This window comes from Rhodococcoides kyotonense (genome assembly GCF_001645385.1).
In the GTDB taxonomy this organism is placed as follows: domain Bacteria; phylum Actinomycetota; class Actinomycetes; order Mycobacteriales; family Mycobacteriaceae; genus Rhodococcoides; species Rhodococcoides kyotonensis_B.
On sequence record NZ_LVHI01000032.1, the window covers coordinates 1 to 16,771 of the forward strand.

Consider the following 16,771-nt stretch of genomic DNA (forward strand, 5'->3'; position numbering starts at 1 on the left):
TACCGATCACCTCGGCGGCCTCTTTCACCGTCGAGCCCCAACCCAACAGAACCCAGAACAGCATCCGCACCTCATGGGTGTACACCGGACGTCCCATCGCAACCATCCCTCAATGATCAGGCACGTTGCGATGACTGCTTGAGACCGCCTACATTCGCACGCACGTGCGCTAGCCGAGCCAGTCCAACACCGCCGCCGCCGTCCACGACTGCTGCATACTCCCGAGCGGCTCACCGGTGAACGGTTCGTAGTACTCGGCGAAGCTGCCGTCACTGGCCTGACGCAACCCCTCCTCGCGCAAGGACAGTGACCGTTCGGCCCACCCTCGCCGCGCGAACGCCCACGAGAAGAGCCACGTGATGACGGGCCACACCGGCCCGCGCCAGTACTCGCGTGGACGGAAGTCCCTCGACACCGGTGACGTCGACGGCGGAACGGCGTATCGCAGGTCGGGGTGTCCACAGAAGCGGGTGCCTTCGAACGTCCGCAGCAGCGTCCGTTCCTGTTCCCGCGGCAACCCACCGCACAGCAGCGGTGCGAACATGGCGATGGTGTCGGTGGTGATCCACCGGCTCGCGCGCACGTCGTAGTCCCGGGCTGCACCGGAGCGAGCATCCGTCGTCGCGATGACGCCTTTCCCGAACCGTTCGGACCAAGCGCGGAGTTCACGGACGTCGGAATTCGGTTTCGAATGTTCCTCGCCGATCGTCGCCAACACGTCGCACGCCATCGCGAACACCGCACTGACGAAGACGTCCTCGACCGCGAAGCTCATCGTGGCCGCCAGGGCCGCGTCGTCGTAGCCCGCTTGTTTCATTTCTTCGACGAGCCAGATGTACCGGTCGTATTCGTGGTTGGTCGGACGTTGCGACGGGTCCGTGATGACGGCGTGGTCCTCGCGCTGGTACGGAGGCATGGCTCCCGCAACGACATTCCGGTACGACGCGTCCCACCGCGGCGAGTTGTCCATGCCGGATTCCCACCCGTGGAACAGGGTGATGCGCCCGTTGTTCTCGATGTCGCGCGCCTCGGCGAGCCAGCGATGCCAACGCACGAGGTTCTCCCAGCGACGGTCGAGAAACTCCTCGGCGACGGCCCGAGTCGTCCGGCCGTGGCGTCGCGAATGATCGAGAATGCGTTGGACGGCGATGGCATGCACCGGAGGCTGCGTGATGCCCGACGTCTGAGGCGCTGTCGGCGCATGCGCGGCCAGCTGTCCCGTCTCCCACCGTGCCGGACCGGGGAAGTAGCCGTCGACACCGTTCGCGAACACGATGTGCGGAATCATCCCGTTCTTCCACTGCGCGGACAGCAGCGTGTCGAGTTCGACGACGGCCCGTTCGACGCTGAGCGGTGCGAGTCCGACGGACACGAACGCCGCGTCCCAACTCCACATGTGGGGGTACAGCCGCGGGGCGGCGCTGGTCATCGTGCCGAGATCGTTGCCGCGCAGAAGGTAGGCAGCCCGAGCGGCCAGTTGTGTCGAGGTGAATCCGCGGTCGGCCATGAGACCCAGTGTGCGACCGTTCCCCGTTTTCCGCCTTTCGAGAGACCGAATCGAAAGCGGACCGTATCTGTCCGCAATCGTTCCTACAGTAGTTTTCACCAGCCACGAAAGGACCCGACATGACCCTCACCGGTGAGAAGGCCGACATCCTCCGCATGTTCGCCGACCAGCGCAAGAACTTCCTCTACACCGTCCGCGGCATCACCGACGAGCAGGCGAGGCAGCGCACCACGGTCAGCGAACTGACTCTCGGTGGTCTGCTGAACCACGTCGTCAGTAACGAACGCGGTTGGATGAAGGTCATCGCGGACATGGACGAGAACGCCGAGTTCGACCTGTCGCGCATGGGCACCGAGTACGTCATGGGCCCCGACCAGACCGTCGAAGGGTTGATCGCCGAGTACGCGCGCGTCGCCGAGGCGACGGAAGCCGCCGTCGCCGATATGGATCTCGACGTCCAAGTACCTTTGCCGACGGCACCGTGGGCGCCCGAACGTGCTTGGCAGTCAGCTCGTTTCACGCTGCTGCACATTCTGCGGGAAATCGCGCAGCACGCGGGACACGCCGACATCATCAGAGAGTCGCTCGACGGCGGCAATACGACCATGGCCATGGCTGCCGAAGCGGGTATGCAGTTCGACTAGTTTGGAGATGTGACTCCAACAGCTTTGGTGACGGGCGCGAGTCGAGGCCTCGGTGCAGCCGTGGCGAGGCAGCTCGCGTCCGATCACGGTGTGTTCCTCGGTGGACGGACGGAAGAGTCGCTGGCGGACATCACGCGAGAACTGCACGGCGCGACGCCGTGGCCCGTCGACCTGACCGACCACGACGCCGTAGCCCGCGCAGCCGGCGAGATCGACTCGCTCGACGTGCTGGTACACAACGCAGGCGTCGCGTCCCTCGGATCCATCGCCGAATCCTCGATCGACGAGTGGCGTCGGCAGTACGAGAGCAACGTCCTCGCCGTCGTCGCGCTGACGCAGGCGCTGCTTCCTGCGTTGCGACGCGCGGGAGGCCACGTGGTCCTCGTGAACTCCGGCGCCGGGTTGCGCGTCAACCCGGGCTGGGGTGCCTATGCCGCGTCGAAGTTCGCGCTGCGCGCGTTCGGCGACGCCTTGCGGCAGGAGGAGCCGTCGATTCGGGTCACGTCGATTCACCCCGGGCGCATCGACACGGACATGCAGCGAGCGATCGTCGCGCACGAGGGCGACGAGTACGACGGCTCGAAGTTCCTGCAGCCCGAGACCGTCGCGCTGGCGATCCGGAACGCCGTCGACACCCCCGCCGACGCGCACCCGACCGAGATCGTCATCCGGCCACGGTAGGTACGTCTCGATACGCGAAACCCGTCGACGAGCTCGAGCGATCGCCCTATGGTTGCTGCATGCCACTGTCGAGATCGGAACGTGAAAAATTTCTGTCCGAGCCGCACATCGCGGCACTGTCGGTGTTCGCCGGCAACGATCGAGGTCCGCTGACGGTGCCGATCTGGTACCAGTACAGCCCGGGCGGTGAAGCGTGGGTGCTTACCGGAAAGTACTCGAAGAAGGCCGAATTGATCAGGGCTGCCGGACGGTTCAGCCTCATGGTCGAACGCGTCGAACCCACGATCAAGTACGTCGCCGTCGACGGGCCCGTCGTCCGAGAGGAAGAAGGGACGGACGCCTACCTCCGCGAGGTGTCCGAACGGTACCTGGCACCCGAGAAGGTCGAGGGATACGTGCAGTTCGCCAAGAGCGACCACGGTGACAGCACGGTGTTCTTCCTCGAGCCCGAGCACTGGCTGTCTGCCGATATGGGCGCCATCTAGTGCGGCTGCGCCGCCCGTGCGTGCATAGTTCGCCCCTGGGCCAACTTTCCGCGCACGGGTGCCGCAGGCGCACTGATAGATTTCCGACGTGAGATCACCGGTTCCCGATTACCTGCGCGAAGTCCTCGACAGCCTGGCCGACAACACGAACGGGGAGGTCGCCGACTACATTCCCGATCTGGCACAGGCGAATCCCGACGTCTTCGGAATCGCGGTCACCACCGTCGACGGCCGGACGCACTCGGTGGGCGACGACGAGGTCGAGTTCTCCATCCAGTCCATCTCGAAGCCGTTCGCGTACGCGGCCGCACTGACCGACCGCGGGTTCGACGCCGTCGCCGCCATCGTCGGTGTCGAGCCGTCGGGAGAGGCCTTCAACGAGCTGTCCCTCGAAGGCGGGACGCGTCGACCGAAGAACCCGATGATCAACGCAGGCGCCATTGCGACGCACTCCCTTCTGGGTGCCTCGGTCGACGAACGCGTATCCCGCGCACTGAGTTTCTTCTCGACGCTCGCCGGGCGGCAGTTGTCCGTCGACGAATCGGTCTGCCGATCCGAATTGGACACCGCAGACCGAAACCTCGCCATCGCGCACATGCTGCGTAACTACGAAATTCTCTCCGACACTGCCCACGCCGTGGTCGAGGGCTACACGACGCAGTGCTCGATCAACGTGACCGTGCGCGATCTCGCGGTCATGGGTGCGACGCTCGCCGCCGGGGGAGTGCGGCCCGGAACCGAAGAACGCATCGTCTCCAGAGCCGTTGCGCGACAAGTACTGTCGGTGATGGCCGGCGCAGGCATGTACGACGCCGCGGGCCACTGGTTGACGACCGTCGGCATCCCTGCGAAAAGCGGTGTCGCAGGCGGTCTTCTGGGTGCACTGCCCGGCCAGGTGGGCATCGGCGTCATGTCACCGCGACTGGACAAGCACGGCAACAGTGTTCGCGGCGTGAAGGTCTTCGAGAGATTGTCCGACGACATGGGCATGCACCTCATGGCGGCCGAGCCTTACGGATCGTCGGCGCTGCGAAGCATGTCCGACACGTCGGGTGAACTGCGCGTCGAGATACAGGGTGCGGTGCGTTTCAGCGGTGCGGAGAGCATCCTCGACGCGTTGTCCCACGACACCGGTACCGGCACGGTGGTGTTCGACGCCTCCCGCGTCGATCGCTTCTCCGACGTCGGCCGGCGGATGCTCCTCGAGGGGATGCGACGCATCAAGCTCGACGGCCGCGATGTGGTCCTCGTCGATCCCGACGGGGTGCTGCCGGACCCCGACCTCGGCGACGGTACGTTCCCGCTGCCCCGCTGAGTCAGGACCCCTGCCGAAGCAGGTAGTCGGTGAACGCCGCGGTGACCGACGTGGTGTTGCTCGGATTCGTGACGACGGACACCGTCCGGGTGGGCGCGTCGACCACGTCGATTCTGTGCAACCTCGGGAACAGCGACGCCAACGACGTCGGCAGCAAGGTCACGCCGAGGCCCGATTCGGTCAGTCCGGCAACGATGTCCGAGGAATCGGCTTCGATGATCGTGCCCCTCGGCACCGAGGACTGTGTGAACGCGTAGTCGGTCTGCATTCGGGCTTCGCTGCCCGCGGGCCGGTCGATCATCGTCATGCCGTCCAACTCGACGAGCCTGACGGACCGCCTCCGCGCCCATTCGTGCTCGGCGGCGACGAACAGCGACAACGGTTCGGTCCACAGGGCCGTCGACGTCAGACCCGTGTGCGTGCGACCGGGCGCGAGGCCGACGATCCCCACGTCGAGCGAGCCGTCGGAGACCCCGTCGAGCGTGATCGCGCTGCCTCTGGGAAGCAACGACACCGCCGTGTTGGGGTGAGACGCCGTCAGCGACGCGACCGCTGCCACGACGTCGACACGCGTCAGCGGCACGATCATGCCGACGCGAAGGCGTCGTACCTCGGTGGTCGACGGCGAGACGTCGGCGACCAGGCGCGACACCGACCCCAGAACGCCGTAGGCGCGTTCGAGAAAGACGCGACCGGCATCGGTGACGGTCACGCTTCGGCTCGTTCGGGAAAACAGTTCGACGCCCAACTCGCGTTCGAGGTCGCGGATCTGACTGCTGAGCGCGGACTGCGCCACATGGAGTCGGGCGGCGGCGCGGCTGAAATGCTGCTCCTCGGCGACTGCGACGGCGTATTGGATGTGACGGAGTTCCACGCCGCTGATTCTATCGCTGTGACAGATGGATCATGCTGATCGATCTATTGGACAGCACAGTCGCTCGAGAGAATGCTGTTACTCGTGAACACATCGTCCAGAGAATCCGGCATCGGCACCCCGGTCGTCGCCCTGATGGCCGTCGCGACCGGCCTGAGTGCCGGAGGCAACTACCTCAATCAGCCACTGCTCGATCTCATCGCCACCCAGTTCGGAGTCTCGCAATCCGCTGCCGCGGTGTCGGTGACCGTTGCACAGGTGTCCTACGCGCTCGGACTGCTTCTTCTCGTACCGCTGGGTGATGTGGTCGACCGCCGGACGTTGAGCGTCGGACTGATGGTGCTCGCCGCGACGGGGCAGGCGATCGCCGGATTCTCCCCAGCTCTGTCGTGGCTGTTGGTCGGTACCGCGATGGCCGGATTGTTCTCCGTCGCAGCGCAAGTCATCGTTCCGTTCGCGGCCTCGATGGCGCATCCCTCGGACTCGGGGCGCATCGTCGGTATCGTCATGGGTGGGCTGCTGACGGGAATCCTGTTGGCGCGCAGCATCTCCGGCGTTCTGTCCGGAGTCACCGGATGGCAGGGGGTCTATAGACTGGCGGCGGTACTGATGCTGCTGTCGGCCTTCGGCCTCTGGCGAGTGCTGCCCCGCAACACGACGACTGCCGGCGTCGCATATCTGCCCGCCCTGGTGTCGATGGGCCGACTCGTGCGTCGTCACCCACGGCTGCGCACGCGGTCGCTGCTCGGAGCGTTGTCTTTCGCGTCGGTCAGTACGGTGTTCGCGACGATGACGCTCCTGCTGACCACGAAGTACGGATTCTCTGCGGCCCAGATCGGTCTGATCGGACTCTCGGGCGTCGCCGGTGCGTTGATGGCGTCGGTCGCCGGTCGCCTGGCCGACCGCGGATACGTGCAATGGGCCACCGGCTCGGGCGTCGTGCTGCTGGTCGCGGTGTGGCTGCTGTTCGCTGTCGGAGGCACGTACTGGCTCGTGTTCGTGCTGGCGTTCGTGCTCGTCGACCTGGCGTTGCAAGGGGTGCACGTCAGCAACCAGAACGTCGTCTACGCGCTGGAGCCGGAGGCCAGGGCACGTATCAACTCGATCTACATGACGACGTACTTCGTCGGCGCGTCGGCGGGATCGGCTGCAGGCACGTTCGCCTGGACGCACTTCGGCTGGACGGGCGTCTGCATGACGGGAGCTGCTTTCGCAGTCGTGGCGTTGCTGGTCTGGGTGCGGGATCTGCAGCTGAACAAGACCGGGGACCTCGTCACCGTCTAAGGCGCGTCGGTCTTGATGAGCTTCATCGTGATGCGCGAGTCGACGCGGGCGATGGCCTTGTCGCCCATCAGCTGGACCGTCAACCATTGCTCGTAGGCCGCGAGATCGGCGACGCGCACGCGAATGAAGTAGTCGGGGATGCCGAACATGCGCCGGAGTTCGGCAACCTCGGGCATCGCTGCGATCCGATCCTCGAACGCCTGCGTCGTCGCCAGATTCTTGGCGACGAGGTCTGCGTGAATGATGACCTCGAACCCCTTGCCGAGGCGGGTCCGATCGACGATCGCGGAGTATCCGGTGATGATGCCGTCGTCCTCTAGCTTGCGGACACGCCGCAGGCACGGGGCCGGGGTGAGGCCGACGCGGGCCGCCAATTCCTGGTTGGTCAGGCGACCGTTCTCCTGCAGGAGCAACAAGATATGTTCGTCGATCGAATCCACGTGAATATCTTGCGCGTGCATCCCCGTATCGGCAAGATCGAGCAATAAAATCACGCGCCGAATTTCCTATCCTTGCGTCATGACCGTGCACGAAGAACTGCAGCCGACCACCACGGGATCGTTCGTCGACGCGTTCCGCTCGGCGGGCGTGATCTGGTTCGGGCTGTTCACATTGGGACTCGGCTTCGGCGTCGTCGTGACGTCGCACGGTTTTCCGTGGTGGATCGCGCCGATCATTTCGGGAGTGCTGTTCGCCGGATCGGTCGAGTTCGTTCTCATCGGCATGCTCGCGGCGGCTGCGCCTCTGGCAGCGGTTGCGGTGACGACGTTTCTGGTCAATTCGCGACACCTCTTCTACGGGCTGTCGTTCCCGCTGCATCGTGTCGAGGGCCGATTCGCCAAGCTGTACAGCATCTTTGCGCTGTGCGACGAGGCGTTCGCAATGATCACCAGCCGCATGCGCAGCGGTCGAATCCTCTGGACGCAGCTGGGACTGCACATGTCGTGGATGGTCGGATCGTTTCTCGGAGGGCTCGCCGGGCACACGGTGCTCGGCGACGTTCAGGGCCTCGATTTCGTGCTGACAGCTCTGTTCGTCGTCCTCGTAGTCGACGCGTACCGCGCGGACCCGAACCGCGTGACGCTCGTGCTTGCCGTGTTGTCGGGTGCAGTCGGGTTGCTGTTCTCGCCCGGGTCGATGCTGGTGGTGTCGATGTGCGTGTTCACGATGACGTTGATCGTTCGGCATGTGAGGAGCGCTCGTGCCTGATTACGGCTATCTCGCAGGAGCGGTCGGGGTGGCCGTTGCGATCACATTTGCATTGCGCGCCATACCGTTCGCGGTTCGCGCACGGCTACGTGAATCGGCACTGCTGGACTCCATCGGACGGTGGATGCCTCTCGGCGCAGTCGCGATTCTGGCCATGTACGCGCTGTCGTCGATCGACGTCGGCGCTACGCATCACGGGATTCCGCAGATCGCAGGCGTTCTCGTCACCGCAGGCGTACACCTCTGGCGACGCAACGTCGCCCTGAGCATCCTCTCCGGGACTGCAGTGTGCGTCGTGCTTCTGAACTGGGTCGTCTAACAGCTGTCGACGCGCGGGATACCCAGTGCGACAAGGTCGTCGAACAACCGGTCGGCCATCCGCGCGTGGCCGCGGGTGTTCGGGTGGATGCCGTCGGGCGCATAATCGGTCGAGAAGTTCAGCCAACCCTCGGCCCGTGGGTCGAGGAAGGTGACGCCGGTGAGCTGCGCCGCGTCGCGCAGGGTGCGTCGGATCGTGTCGATGTTGTCGTGCTTGGCATTCGGAGCACCCGTCGGCGCGACGACGACGATCCGTGCCTGCGGTGCGATGACGCGGAACGTCGCGTACAGACCGGTGGCCGCGGCGAACAGCCTCGCGTCACCGCGGTCGTTGCCGGAGCCCTGGATGACGATGACGTCGGGCAGCGTCGACGCGGCTTTCGTGACTCGTTGCAGACTGACGAACGGGTTCGGGCTCGCCGCATAACCACTGCCCGACTCGGCGACGAGGTTCGAGTCCCAACAGCCGCGCGCTGCAAGCACGGTGGCGTACCCGGCTCCGGCGCTCGCTCCGACGCCGGCGCTGAACGAATCGCCGATGATCGACACCTTCAGGGGCGGGGCCGCAGCGTGGGCGGTTCCGGTCGTCAGCGAGGTCGCGGCGAATGCGACGGCCGCGCACAGTGCCAGCCGGATGCGTCGGCGTCGAGCAGCAGTCTCGGTCACATGTGGATGGTAGGTGTCGGGGTCGCCAGGTTTCCGCTCTTCGCTCGACGGCTTCTGCATGAGTGCCGATTCGTTATGAGACCCGGGTAACACATTGCGACTCTCACCCGACATATTCGTCAGGCAGAACGAAGACACACACCCCCTCGGAGGCTCAGCATGACCGTCGTCAACGATTACTCGAAGCCGGCCACCGAGCTGCCCGATCACACCATCACTGCCTACGCGGCCCCGGCCATCGTGCCCATCCGAGCAACCGGAACCCAGGCACCCGTCTTCTGCATCCACCCGCTCGAAGGCCTGACCAGCTGCTACGCCGAACTCGTCGAGCACATCGACGACGATCGCCCCGTCTTCGGAGTCCAGGCGATCGGTGAGCGGCCTGCATCGTTGACTGCACTCGCGGCCCGTTACGCCGACCACATCCTCGACGTCCACACCGACGGCCCGCTGCATCTGCTCGGCACGTCGTTCGGCGGACTGCTCGCGCACGCGGTGGCCGTCGAGTTGCAAGCCAGGGGCGTGGCGGTCGACAGCCTGGTCCTCGTCGACAGCGATCCGCTCGCCCACCGCCCTCAGCCGGACCTGCTGTCGCGCATGGGTGACGTCATCGACCGCAGCCGCGTCGAGGAACTACTCGCCGTCGCCGCCCACAACGAGAAGCTGGCCAGCCGTCACTTCCCGGGCGTCTTCGTCGGCAAGGCGTTCGTCGTCTCCGGGGTCGAATCCGACGGCGGGCCGGCATGGCACGCGTTCGTCAACGGAACCGTCGCCAAATACCTCGTTCCCGACGCCTCGGCCTTCGGTCTCGTCGGGCCGTTGGTCAATCGATTCTTCTGAAATTTACCCTCCTATTGTGCGGTTTCGAGCCCGGATTCCGCACAATAGGAGGGTAAATTTCGACGGTCAGAGCGCCAACCGCTCCAGCAGTGGCGCGATCGGCCCGAGGTCGATGCATCCACTTCCGGCTGCTCGTTCGGATGCCGCCGGCAACAACGCCTCGTGAACGCGCTGCATCGAATCACTATGTCCCACAGCGAGTGCCGCCACACCCGTCAGGTACCAGCACACCTCCGACATCAGGTCGTGCGGCGGATCGGGAACGGAGTCGAGCACTTTCGGCTCGAACAATCCACGCGCCCACGGCTCGTAGGGCCCGAAATCGCCGTCGGGCAGCGGCTTTCCGTTCCGCACGGCGACTGTCAGATCGGACAGTGCGTGCAACCCGGTCACGAAACCCGGCATCTCGGCCGTCTCCACAGGATCCGGTCCGTCCTCGAACGTGTACCGGAACCACGCGATGAACACCGACGCCAGGGGACGATCGAACCGCTGAGCCAACCCGTCGATCAGGTCTGCTTCCCTCGAAGCGGCTGGGATGTCGTCGAGCGCGCACAGTGACTGCATCCGGTACAGCCGGCCGGCGATCTCGAACGTCGACAGTTCCGCCTCCACCGCGAGCTCCACTGTCTCGTCGGCTATGTCGCATCGGTCGCGCGCCAGACCAGTCGACTCGAACGCCTGCAGGTAGCGCGCGCCGAGCGTCAGGCACAGCAGCGCGGGGTCGCCGAGCCGTCGGGCAATGGCCTCCGCTTCCACAGCCTCCGCCATCCGACTCCCCACCCCGCGGGATTCCATCGCGATGGTCGAAAGCAACCGCGCACGAACACGTTTCGACGCCGACGCCGGCAATCCTGTGAGCGCCCGGTCCGCTGCGGCGACGATCGCGGCGGACAACTCCGAATCGTCCGACCGCGTCCAGCTGCCGGGAACGTCGTAACCGACGATTACCCGTGCGGTCAGTTCCGGGTCGCCCACCTGCTCGGCCGCGGCGATCGTCGCGAGACGTTGTTCGGTCGCCGCACCGACGGATCCCGACAGGGCAAGCAAAGGCACGAGCGCAGAGGCACTTTCGAGCTGTGACCGTGTGCTCGGCCGAGACTGCTCGGCTACCTGCATCAGGATGGAGCCGCTTCGGTCGAGTCCCGGATCGCGGTTCAGGATTCGCTGTTCCATGTCGCCCAGACGATCACTCGGATCCAAACCGAGTCCCTCGGCGAACGTCACGCGGGCACGGCGCAGCACCGCAAGCGCATCCGCCTGTCGCCCCACGCGATACAACGCCAGGGCGAGGATTCGCCATCCTTCCTCACGCCACGGGTGCTCGTCGACGAACGCGTCGATCAGGGGAATCACCGCACCCGGACGCCCCTCGTCCAAGAGCTCGCCCGCGCGCCGCTCCGTCATTCCTGCTCGAAGCTCGGCATTCCGAGCACGCTCCCCGGCCGCCCAGGGACGCGTCGCGAATTCGTCGAAAGCCGTTCCGCGCCACTCGTCGAGGCCGGCTTCTCCCGCCTCCACCCGCCACAGGTCGACGCTGCACTGTTCGAGCGCATATCCGGATCCTCGCGTCACGACGACAGCCGACGCCGCCCGCGGCGGACGCGTCGGCTCCAGGATCCTGCGGAGTTCACCGATGAACGTGCGGACGGATCCGACGGCGCCGGCGGGGGCGTCGTCCCACAGGTCGTCGACCAGGCTGGACGTCGACACCGTGCGTCCGCGCCCCACCACCAACAAGCTCAGAATCTCGCGGTGCCGCGGTTTCGACAGGGGCACTGCCACGCCGTCGATCTCCGCCTCGACCTGGCCGAGAACGCGGATTCGTAGCTCGCTCACCGGCCGAATTCTAGTGTGCGCTGATCGAGTGCTGATCGGACCGCGCGACGATCGGGGCATGGATCTGAAACTCTCCGGCAAGTCGGCGTTCGTCAGCGGGTCGACGCAGGGAATCGGCTACGCGGTCGCCCGAACACTCGCCCGAGAAGGCGTCGACGTCACCCTCAACGGCCGCGACCGCGACACACTCGCGACGGCCGTCGAACGCCTACGGCGCGACGCACCCGGTGCATCCGTCGACGGCATCGCAGCCGACTTCTCCGACGACGAGCAGGTGAACCGACTGTGCAGCACCATCGCCGACGTCGACATCCTCGTCAACAACGTCGGCCTGTTCGAGCTGAAGGCGTTCGACACCATCTCCGACGCCGACTGGCGCCGCTACTTCGACGTCAACGTCATGAGCGGGGTGCGGTTGTCGCGCCGACTGCTACCCGCCATGCTCCACCGAGGCTGGGGCCGTGTCCTGTTCGTGAGCAGTGAGTCGGGCGTGAACGTCCCGGCGGACATGATTCACTACGGCACGTCGAAGTCGGCGATGCTGGCCGTCGCCAACGGCCTCGCCAAGCTCACGAAAGGCACTGCGGTGACGGTCAATTCGGTGCTCGGCGGCCCGACGTACTCGGACGGCGTAGCACGGACGGTGGAAGCCATCGCCGATGCACAGTCCATACCCGTCGCCGAGATGAAGGCCGCGATCATGGCCGGCAACCCGACGTCGTTGCTGCAGCGGTTCATCGAGCCCGACGAGATCGCGAACATGGTGGCGTTCCTCGCCAGTCCCGCAGCGTCCGCTACGAACGGCTCGGTAGTGCGCGTCGACGGGGGAATCTAGTGCGCCTGCGGCGCATCACGGCACGGGCGTCGGGGCGAGACTATTGCCGACCGGGATGGTGGCGCAGTTGCTGTGCGTCGGCGATCCCGCGAAGCGTTCGGTCAGGAACTGCAGGCCCTGAGCTTCGAAGGGCAGGAACGCTTCTCCGTGCGTCAGCCCGTCGTACTGCGCGTACTGAACATCGACGCCGTCGGTGCAGTACTGGTGCGCGAGCGCTTGCACATCGGCGGTGATCATGATGGTGTCGCCGATCGGATCCGCGTGACCCACCGCAAGGAACATCGGGGTCCTCGGTGTGCCTGCCGTGCCCATGATGTTGTCGTTGATGGCCTCGACGACTTCCGGCACATCCAGCAGCGAGGTGTACGGCGCGCGCACCATGCTCGCGTCGGTCAGGGTGGGGTAGTCGTCGGCGAACTGCGCGATGCACTCCTGGTCGACTTGATCGATCACCTGTGCACCGTACTCGGACAGGAACGACGCGGTGTCGAGTCCGTATGCGCGCTGGTACGCCACGATCAACGCCGGAATGACGCCCGCCCACTGCGCACTTCCGCTCACGTACGGCAGGTTGTGTGCCAGATCGACGGGCAACCCACCCGCCGCGATTCCGACGAGATTCAGCTCGGGCGCGTACGTCGGCGCGACCTCGGCGCCCCACTGCGTCGGCACCGATCCGCCTGAATAGCCGATCATCGCAACGGGTGTCGACGACGGGACCTGCAGGAACGACTGAGCCGCACGGATGCCGTCCAGCGCCGCGTACCCCGACTGACGCCCGATGGTCCATTCGAGCTCTTCGCCTTCGTAATCCGGTGCGACGACGGTGTATCCGGCAGCCAGATAGCCGGCGATGACGCCTTGCTCCGCGGTCGCGATCGGGCTCGTCGCACCGCCGCTGAGCGTGTACGACGGGTCGCACTGAGAACCGAGGGCGTCGTACGCCATGTGGTACGAGACGATCTTCGTCGGCCCGGGAACGAGGGGTCGCAGAACCGTCGCCACGGTCACGACGGCGTCACCCTGCTGATCGGTGGTGCGATACAGCACCTGCTCACCGCGGATGGGCGTGGTCAGTGTGGGCGTCGCGAACGTCATCGGCCGGGACCGCAGGACGGCTCCCGGCGCGACGTCGAGCGAGGAGTCCCAGCTGTAGAACGGGTCGTCGGCCGGAATGGGCGAGCCCGGCCCCGGGTCGGCCTGCGCGACGAGAGCGCTTGTTCCGACGACGAAGGCAATCAACGTGAGGACGAGCGCTTTACCGACCTGTGACATGGAACGAATTAAAGCGCATGCCAAGAATCTCGGCTGTGCATTCACACGAAAAGGGTGAGAGTGCGGCGTCGCCACCCGTGCGCGGAAAGTTGCAGCGGAGGCCGACTTTCCGCGCACGGGTGCGTCAACGCACTATTTCACGACGATGTTGACCATCCGACCCGGGATGACGATGACCTTGGTCGGCGCCTTGCCACCCAGCAGAGCAACGATCTTCTCGTCTGCCAGCGCGGTCTTCTCGACGTCGCCGTTGGTGGCATCCGCGGGCACGGTGATGCGGCTACGCACCTTTCCGTTGACCTGGATGGGGTAGTCGACGGTGTCGGCGACGAGCCACTTCTGGTCGGCACGCGGGAAGGGCCCGTGCGCGAGCGAACGGTCGTGTCCGAGACGCTTCCACAGCTCCTCCGACAGGTGCGGAGCCATCGGGGCGAGCATCAGGATCAACGGTTCGACGACACCGCGTGGGGAGCCGTCCGGGTACGCCTTCGTCAGATGGTTCGTCAGCTCGATGAGCTTGGCACCGGCCGTATTGTCGCGCAGCGCAGTGTAATCCGCTTCCACACCGTCGATGACACGGTTGAGCACACGCAGTGTGTCCTCGGTCGGCTTGTCGTCGGTGACGCGGACAGCGCCGGTCTCCTCGTCGAGCACGAGACGCCACACGCGCTGCAGGAAACGCTGTGCGCCGACAACGTCCTTCGTCGCCCACGGGCGCGACGTGTCCAGCGGACCCATCGACATCTCGTAGACACGCAAGGTGTCGGCTCCGTATTCGGCGAAGATGTCGTCGGGAGAGACCGAGTTCTTCAGACTCTTGCCCATCTTCCCGTACTCGCGGTTGACCGGTTCTCCCTGGTAAAAGAACCCACCGTCCCGCTCCTCGACCTCGTCGGCCGGCACGTAGACACCGCGCGCATCGGTGAACGCGTACGCCTGGATGTAGCCCTGGTTGTACAACCGACGGTACGGCTCGCTGGAGCTGACGTGTCCGAGGTCGAACAGCACCTTGTGCCAGAACCGCGAGTACAGCAGGTGCAGTACCGCGTGCTCGACGCCGCCGACGTACAGGTCGACGCCGCCGGGGTCGTTCGGCCCGTGCAGCTCGGGACGCGGTCCGACCCAGTACTTCTCGTTCTCCGGGTCCGCGAACGTCTCGGAGTTGGTCGGGTCGATGTAGCGCAGCTGGTACCACGAGCTGCCTGCCCACTGCGGCATGACGTTGGTGTCGCGGCGGTAGGTCTGCAGGCCGTCACCGAGATCGAGCTCGACGTTCACCCAGTCCGACGCCTTGGCCAGCGGCGGCGACGGCTCGGAGCTCGCGTCGTCGGGATCGAAGGAGACCGGGGCGTAGTCCTCGACCTCCGGAAGTTCTACGGGCAGAACCGAATCCGGCAGTGCGTGAGCGTTGCCGTCCTTGTCGTAGACGATCGGGAACGGCTCACCCCAGTACCGCTGACGCGCGAACAGCCAGTCGCGCAGCTTGTACTGGATGGTGCCGCGGCCCTTGCCGTCCTCCTCCAACTTCGCGACGACCGCAGCCTTGGCGTCGTCGACCGAAAGTCCGTCCAGGAAGCCGGAATTGACCAACGCGCCGTCGCCGACGAAAGCAGCTTCGGTGACATCTCCGCCCGAGATGACCTCACGGATGGGCAGATCGAACTTGGTTGCAAACTCCCAGTCGCGCTGATCGTGACCCGGGACGGCCATGATCGCGCCGGTGCCGTACCCGGTGAGCACGTAGTCGGCGATGAAGACCGGAACCTGCTCTCCGTTGACCGGGTTCTCGGCATAGGAGCCGGTGAACACACCGGTCTTCTCCTTGTTCTCCTGACGCTCCAGGTCGGACTTCGCGGCGATCGACGCGCGGTACGCCGCAACGGCTTCCGCAGGAGTGGCAGCGCCTCCGGTCCAGACGGCAGGCACGTCGGACGGCCACTCGGCCGCAACCAGGCCGTCGACCAGATCGTGTTCGGGAGCGAGAACGACGTAGCTGGCACCGAACAGGGTGTCGGGGCGCGTCGTGAACACCTCGATCCCCGAGAACGAGACCTGCGCGCCGCGCGAGCGACCGATCCAGTTGCGCTGCATGGTCTTGACCTTGTCCGGCCAGTCCAGGTACTCGAGGTCGTCGATCAGCCGGTCCGAGTACGCGGTGATGCGCATCATCCACTGCCGCAGGTTCTTTCGGAACACCGGGAAGTTGCCGCGGTCGCTGCGGCCGTCGGCGGTGACTTCCTCGTTCGCCAGCACGGTGCCCAGACCCGGGCACCAGTTGACGAGCGAGTTGGACTCGTAGACGAGGCGGAACCCGTCGAGCACCGACGCGCGCTCACCGGCACTCAACGACGACCAGTCACGGCCGTCCTCCAGCTGCCGTGAACCGTCGGCGAATTCCTTCTCGAGCTCGGAAATCGGACGCGCCTTCTTCAGGTCGACGTCGTACCACGCGTTGAAGATCTGCAGGAAGATCCACTGCGTCCAGTGGTAGAAATCGACGTCCGTCGTCGCGAGCGAACGGCGACGGTCGTGTCCGAGCCCGAGGCGACGCAGCTGACGGCGCATGTTGGCGATGTTCGCCTCGGTGGTGGTGCGGGGATGCGTGCCGGTCTGAACGGCGTACTGCTCGGCCGGCAACCCGAAGGCGTCGTAACCGAGAGCGTGGAGGACGTTCCGTCCGTGCATCCGGTGGAACCGCGCGAAGACGTCCGTCGCGATGTACCCGAGCGGGTGTCCGACGTGCAGACCGCTGCCCGACGGGTACGGGAACATGTCCTGAACGAAGAGCTTGTCCTGAGGCACGTCACCGGCAAGCGGGCCGACCGGGTTCGGGGCGTCGAACGTGCCCTGCTCGTCCCACAGGTCCTGCCACTGCTGCTCGATGCGCCCGGCCACATCCGCGGTGTAGCGGTGCTCGGGAGTTGCGTCCACTGGATCAATCACGCAACCAGAGTAGTGGGGTCCATCGGGCCGCCTGGTATGAGGACCCGTGGTGGCCG

16 protein-coding genes are annotated in these 16,771 nt (G+C 65.7%); 9 read left to right on the forward strand and 7 right to left on the reverse strand.

From position 1 onward, the window contains the following. Window positions 1-169 precede the first annotated feature (169 nt). Entirely contained in the window at window positions 170-1,507 is a 1,338-nt protein-coding gene (gene ggh / locus A3K89_RS19600; protein WP_068429561.1) for a glucosylglycerate hydrolase, read from the reverse strand. A gap of 119 nt (window positions 1,508-1,626) precedes the next feature. On the opposite strand from ggh, the gene A3K89_RS19605 reads away from it, so the two are divergent. The 4 genes from A3K89_RS19605 (at window position 1,627) to A3K89_RS19620 (ending at window position 4,632) form a co-directional block, all read left to right on the forward strand. Further along, window positions 1,627-2,151: a DinB family protein gene (locus A3K89_RS19605; RefSeq protein WP_068429562.1), complete on the forward strand. Its 525-nt coding sequence runs from the start codon at window positions 1,627-1,629 to the stop codon at window positions 2,149-2,151. A 9-nt stretch (window positions 2,152-2,160) separates the two neighbouring features. After that, the gene (locus A3K89_RS19610; RefSeq protein ID WP_068429563.1) at window positions 2,161-2,832 is read left to right on the forward strand and encodes an SDR family oxidoreductase; all 672 of its coding nucleotides are present in this window, start codon (window positions 2,161-2,163) and stop codon (window positions 2,830-2,832) included. Between the two features lie 59 nt (window positions 2,833-2,891). Beyond that, window positions 2,892-3,317: a pyridoxamine 5'-phosphate oxidase family protein gene (locus A3K89_RS19615; protein ID WP_068429566.1), complete on the forward strand. Its 426-nt coding sequence runs from the start codon at window positions 2,892-2,894 to the stop codon at window positions 3,315-3,317. 88 nt (window positions 3,318-3,405) lie between these two features. Further along, window positions 3,406-4,632, forward strand: coding sequence for a glutaminase (locus tag A3K89_RS19620; protein WP_068429567.1), 1,227 nt, complete (start codon window positions 3,406-3,408; stop codon window positions 4,630-4,632). A gap of 1 nt (window position 4,633) precedes the next feature. Here A3K89_RS19620 and A3K89_RS19625 read toward each other — a convergent pair whose 3' ends face one another. Continuing rightward, window positions 4,634-5,506, reverse strand: coding sequence for a LysR family transcriptional regulator (locus tag A3K89_RS19625; protein WP_068429570.1), 873 nt, complete (start codon window positions 5,504-5,506; stop codon window positions 4,634-4,636). A 72-nt stretch (window positions 5,507-5,578) separates the two neighbouring features. Between A3K89_RS19625 and A3K89_RS19630 the strand changes: the two genes are divergently transcribed. Then, window positions 5,579-6,790, forward strand: a complete 1,212-nt coding sequence (locus A3K89_RS19630) for an MFS transporter (RefSeq protein WP_068429573.1) — start codon at window positions 5,579-5,581, stop codon at window positions 6,788-6,790. Here the strand turns inward: A3K89_RS19630 and A3K89_RS19635 are convergent. Next, complete coding sequence (locus A3K89_RS19635; protein ID WP_068430035.1) at window positions 6,787-7,230, reverse strand: Lrp/AsnC family transcriptional regulator; 444 nt, start codon at window positions 7,228-7,230, stop codon at window positions 6,787-6,789. The genes A3K89_RS19630 and A3K89_RS19635 overlap by 4 nt on opposite strands. Before the next feature lie 79 nt (window positions 7,231-7,309). Here A3K89_RS19635 and A3K89_RS19640 point away from each other — a divergent pair, with 79 nt between their 5' ends. Together A3K89_RS19640 and A3K89_RS19645 are read left to right on the forward strand one after the other, a co-directional pair. Continuing rightward, a complete protein-coding gene (locus tag A3K89_RS19640; protein WP_068429575.1) occupies window positions 7,310-7,999 on the forward strand; it encodes an AzlC family ABC transporter permease in 690 nt (229 codons plus the stop codon). Next, window positions 7,992-8,318: a branched-chain amino acid transporter permease gene (locus A3K89_RS19645; protein ID WP_068429578.1), complete on the forward strand. Its 327-nt coding sequence runs from the start codon at window positions 7,992-7,994 to the stop codon at window positions 8,316-8,318. The genes A3K89_RS19640 and A3K89_RS19645 overlap by 8 nt, the downstream gene beginning before the upstream one ends. On the opposite strand, the gene A3K89_RS19650 is transcribed toward A3K89_RS19645, so the two are convergent. Continuing rightward, window positions 8,315-8,983 carry an SGNH/GDSL hydrolase family protein gene (locus A3K89_RS19650; protein ID WP_254303593.1) on the reverse strand — a complete coding sequence of 223 codons (669 nt, stop codon included), beginning with the start codon at window positions 8,981-8,983 and terminating at the stop codon, window positions 8,315-8,317. The genes A3K89_RS19645 and A3K89_RS19650 overlap by 4 nt on opposite strands. Window positions 8,984-9,142: 159 nt before the next feature. Here A3K89_RS19650 and A3K89_RS19655 point away from each other — a divergent pair, with 159 nt between their 5' ends. After that, on the forward strand, window positions 9,143-9,823 hold the full coding sequence (locus tag A3K89_RS19655; RefSeq protein ID WP_068429580.1) for a thioesterase domain-containing protein: 681 nt from the start codon (window positions 9,143-9,145) through the stop codon (window positions 9,821-9,823). Window positions 9,824-9,889: 66 nt separating this feature from the next. Here the strand turns inward: A3K89_RS19655 and A3K89_RS19660 are convergent, their stop codons facing one another. Continuing rightward, a complete protein-coding gene (locus A3K89_RS19660) occupies window positions 9,890-11,662 on the reverse strand; it encodes an AfsR/SARP family transcriptional regulator (protein ID WP_068429582.1) in 1,773 nt (590 codons plus the stop codon). Window positions 11,663-11,720: 58 nt separating this feature from the next. Between A3K89_RS19660 and A3K89_RS19665 the strand changes: the two genes are divergently transcribed. After that, window positions 11,721-12,497 (forward strand): SDR family NAD(P)-dependent oxidoreductase, encoded by a 777-nt coding sequence (locus A3K89_RS19665; RefSeq protein WP_068430040.1) that lies wholly within the window; start codon window positions 11,721-11,723, stop codon window positions 12,495-12,497. A 15-nt stretch (window positions 12,498-12,512) separates the two neighbouring features. Here A3K89_RS19665 and A3K89_RS19670 read toward each other — a convergent pair whose 3' ends face one another. Both A3K89_RS19670 and leuS read right to left on the reverse strand, forming a co-directional pair. Then, window positions 12,513-13,772, reverse strand: a complete 1,260-nt coding sequence (locus tag A3K89_RS19670) for a lipase family protein (protein WP_157105388.1) — start codon at window positions 13,770-13,772, stop codon at window positions 12,513-12,515. A 132-nt stretch (window positions 13,773-13,904) separates the two neighbouring features. Next, window positions 13,905-16,715 (reverse strand): leucine--tRNA ligase, encoded by a 2,811-nt coding sequence (gene leuS, locus A3K89_RS19675; protein ID WP_174551476.1) that lies wholly within the window; start codon window positions 16,713-16,715, stop codon window positions 13,905-13,907. Window positions 16,716-16,771 lie beyond the last annotated feature (56 nt).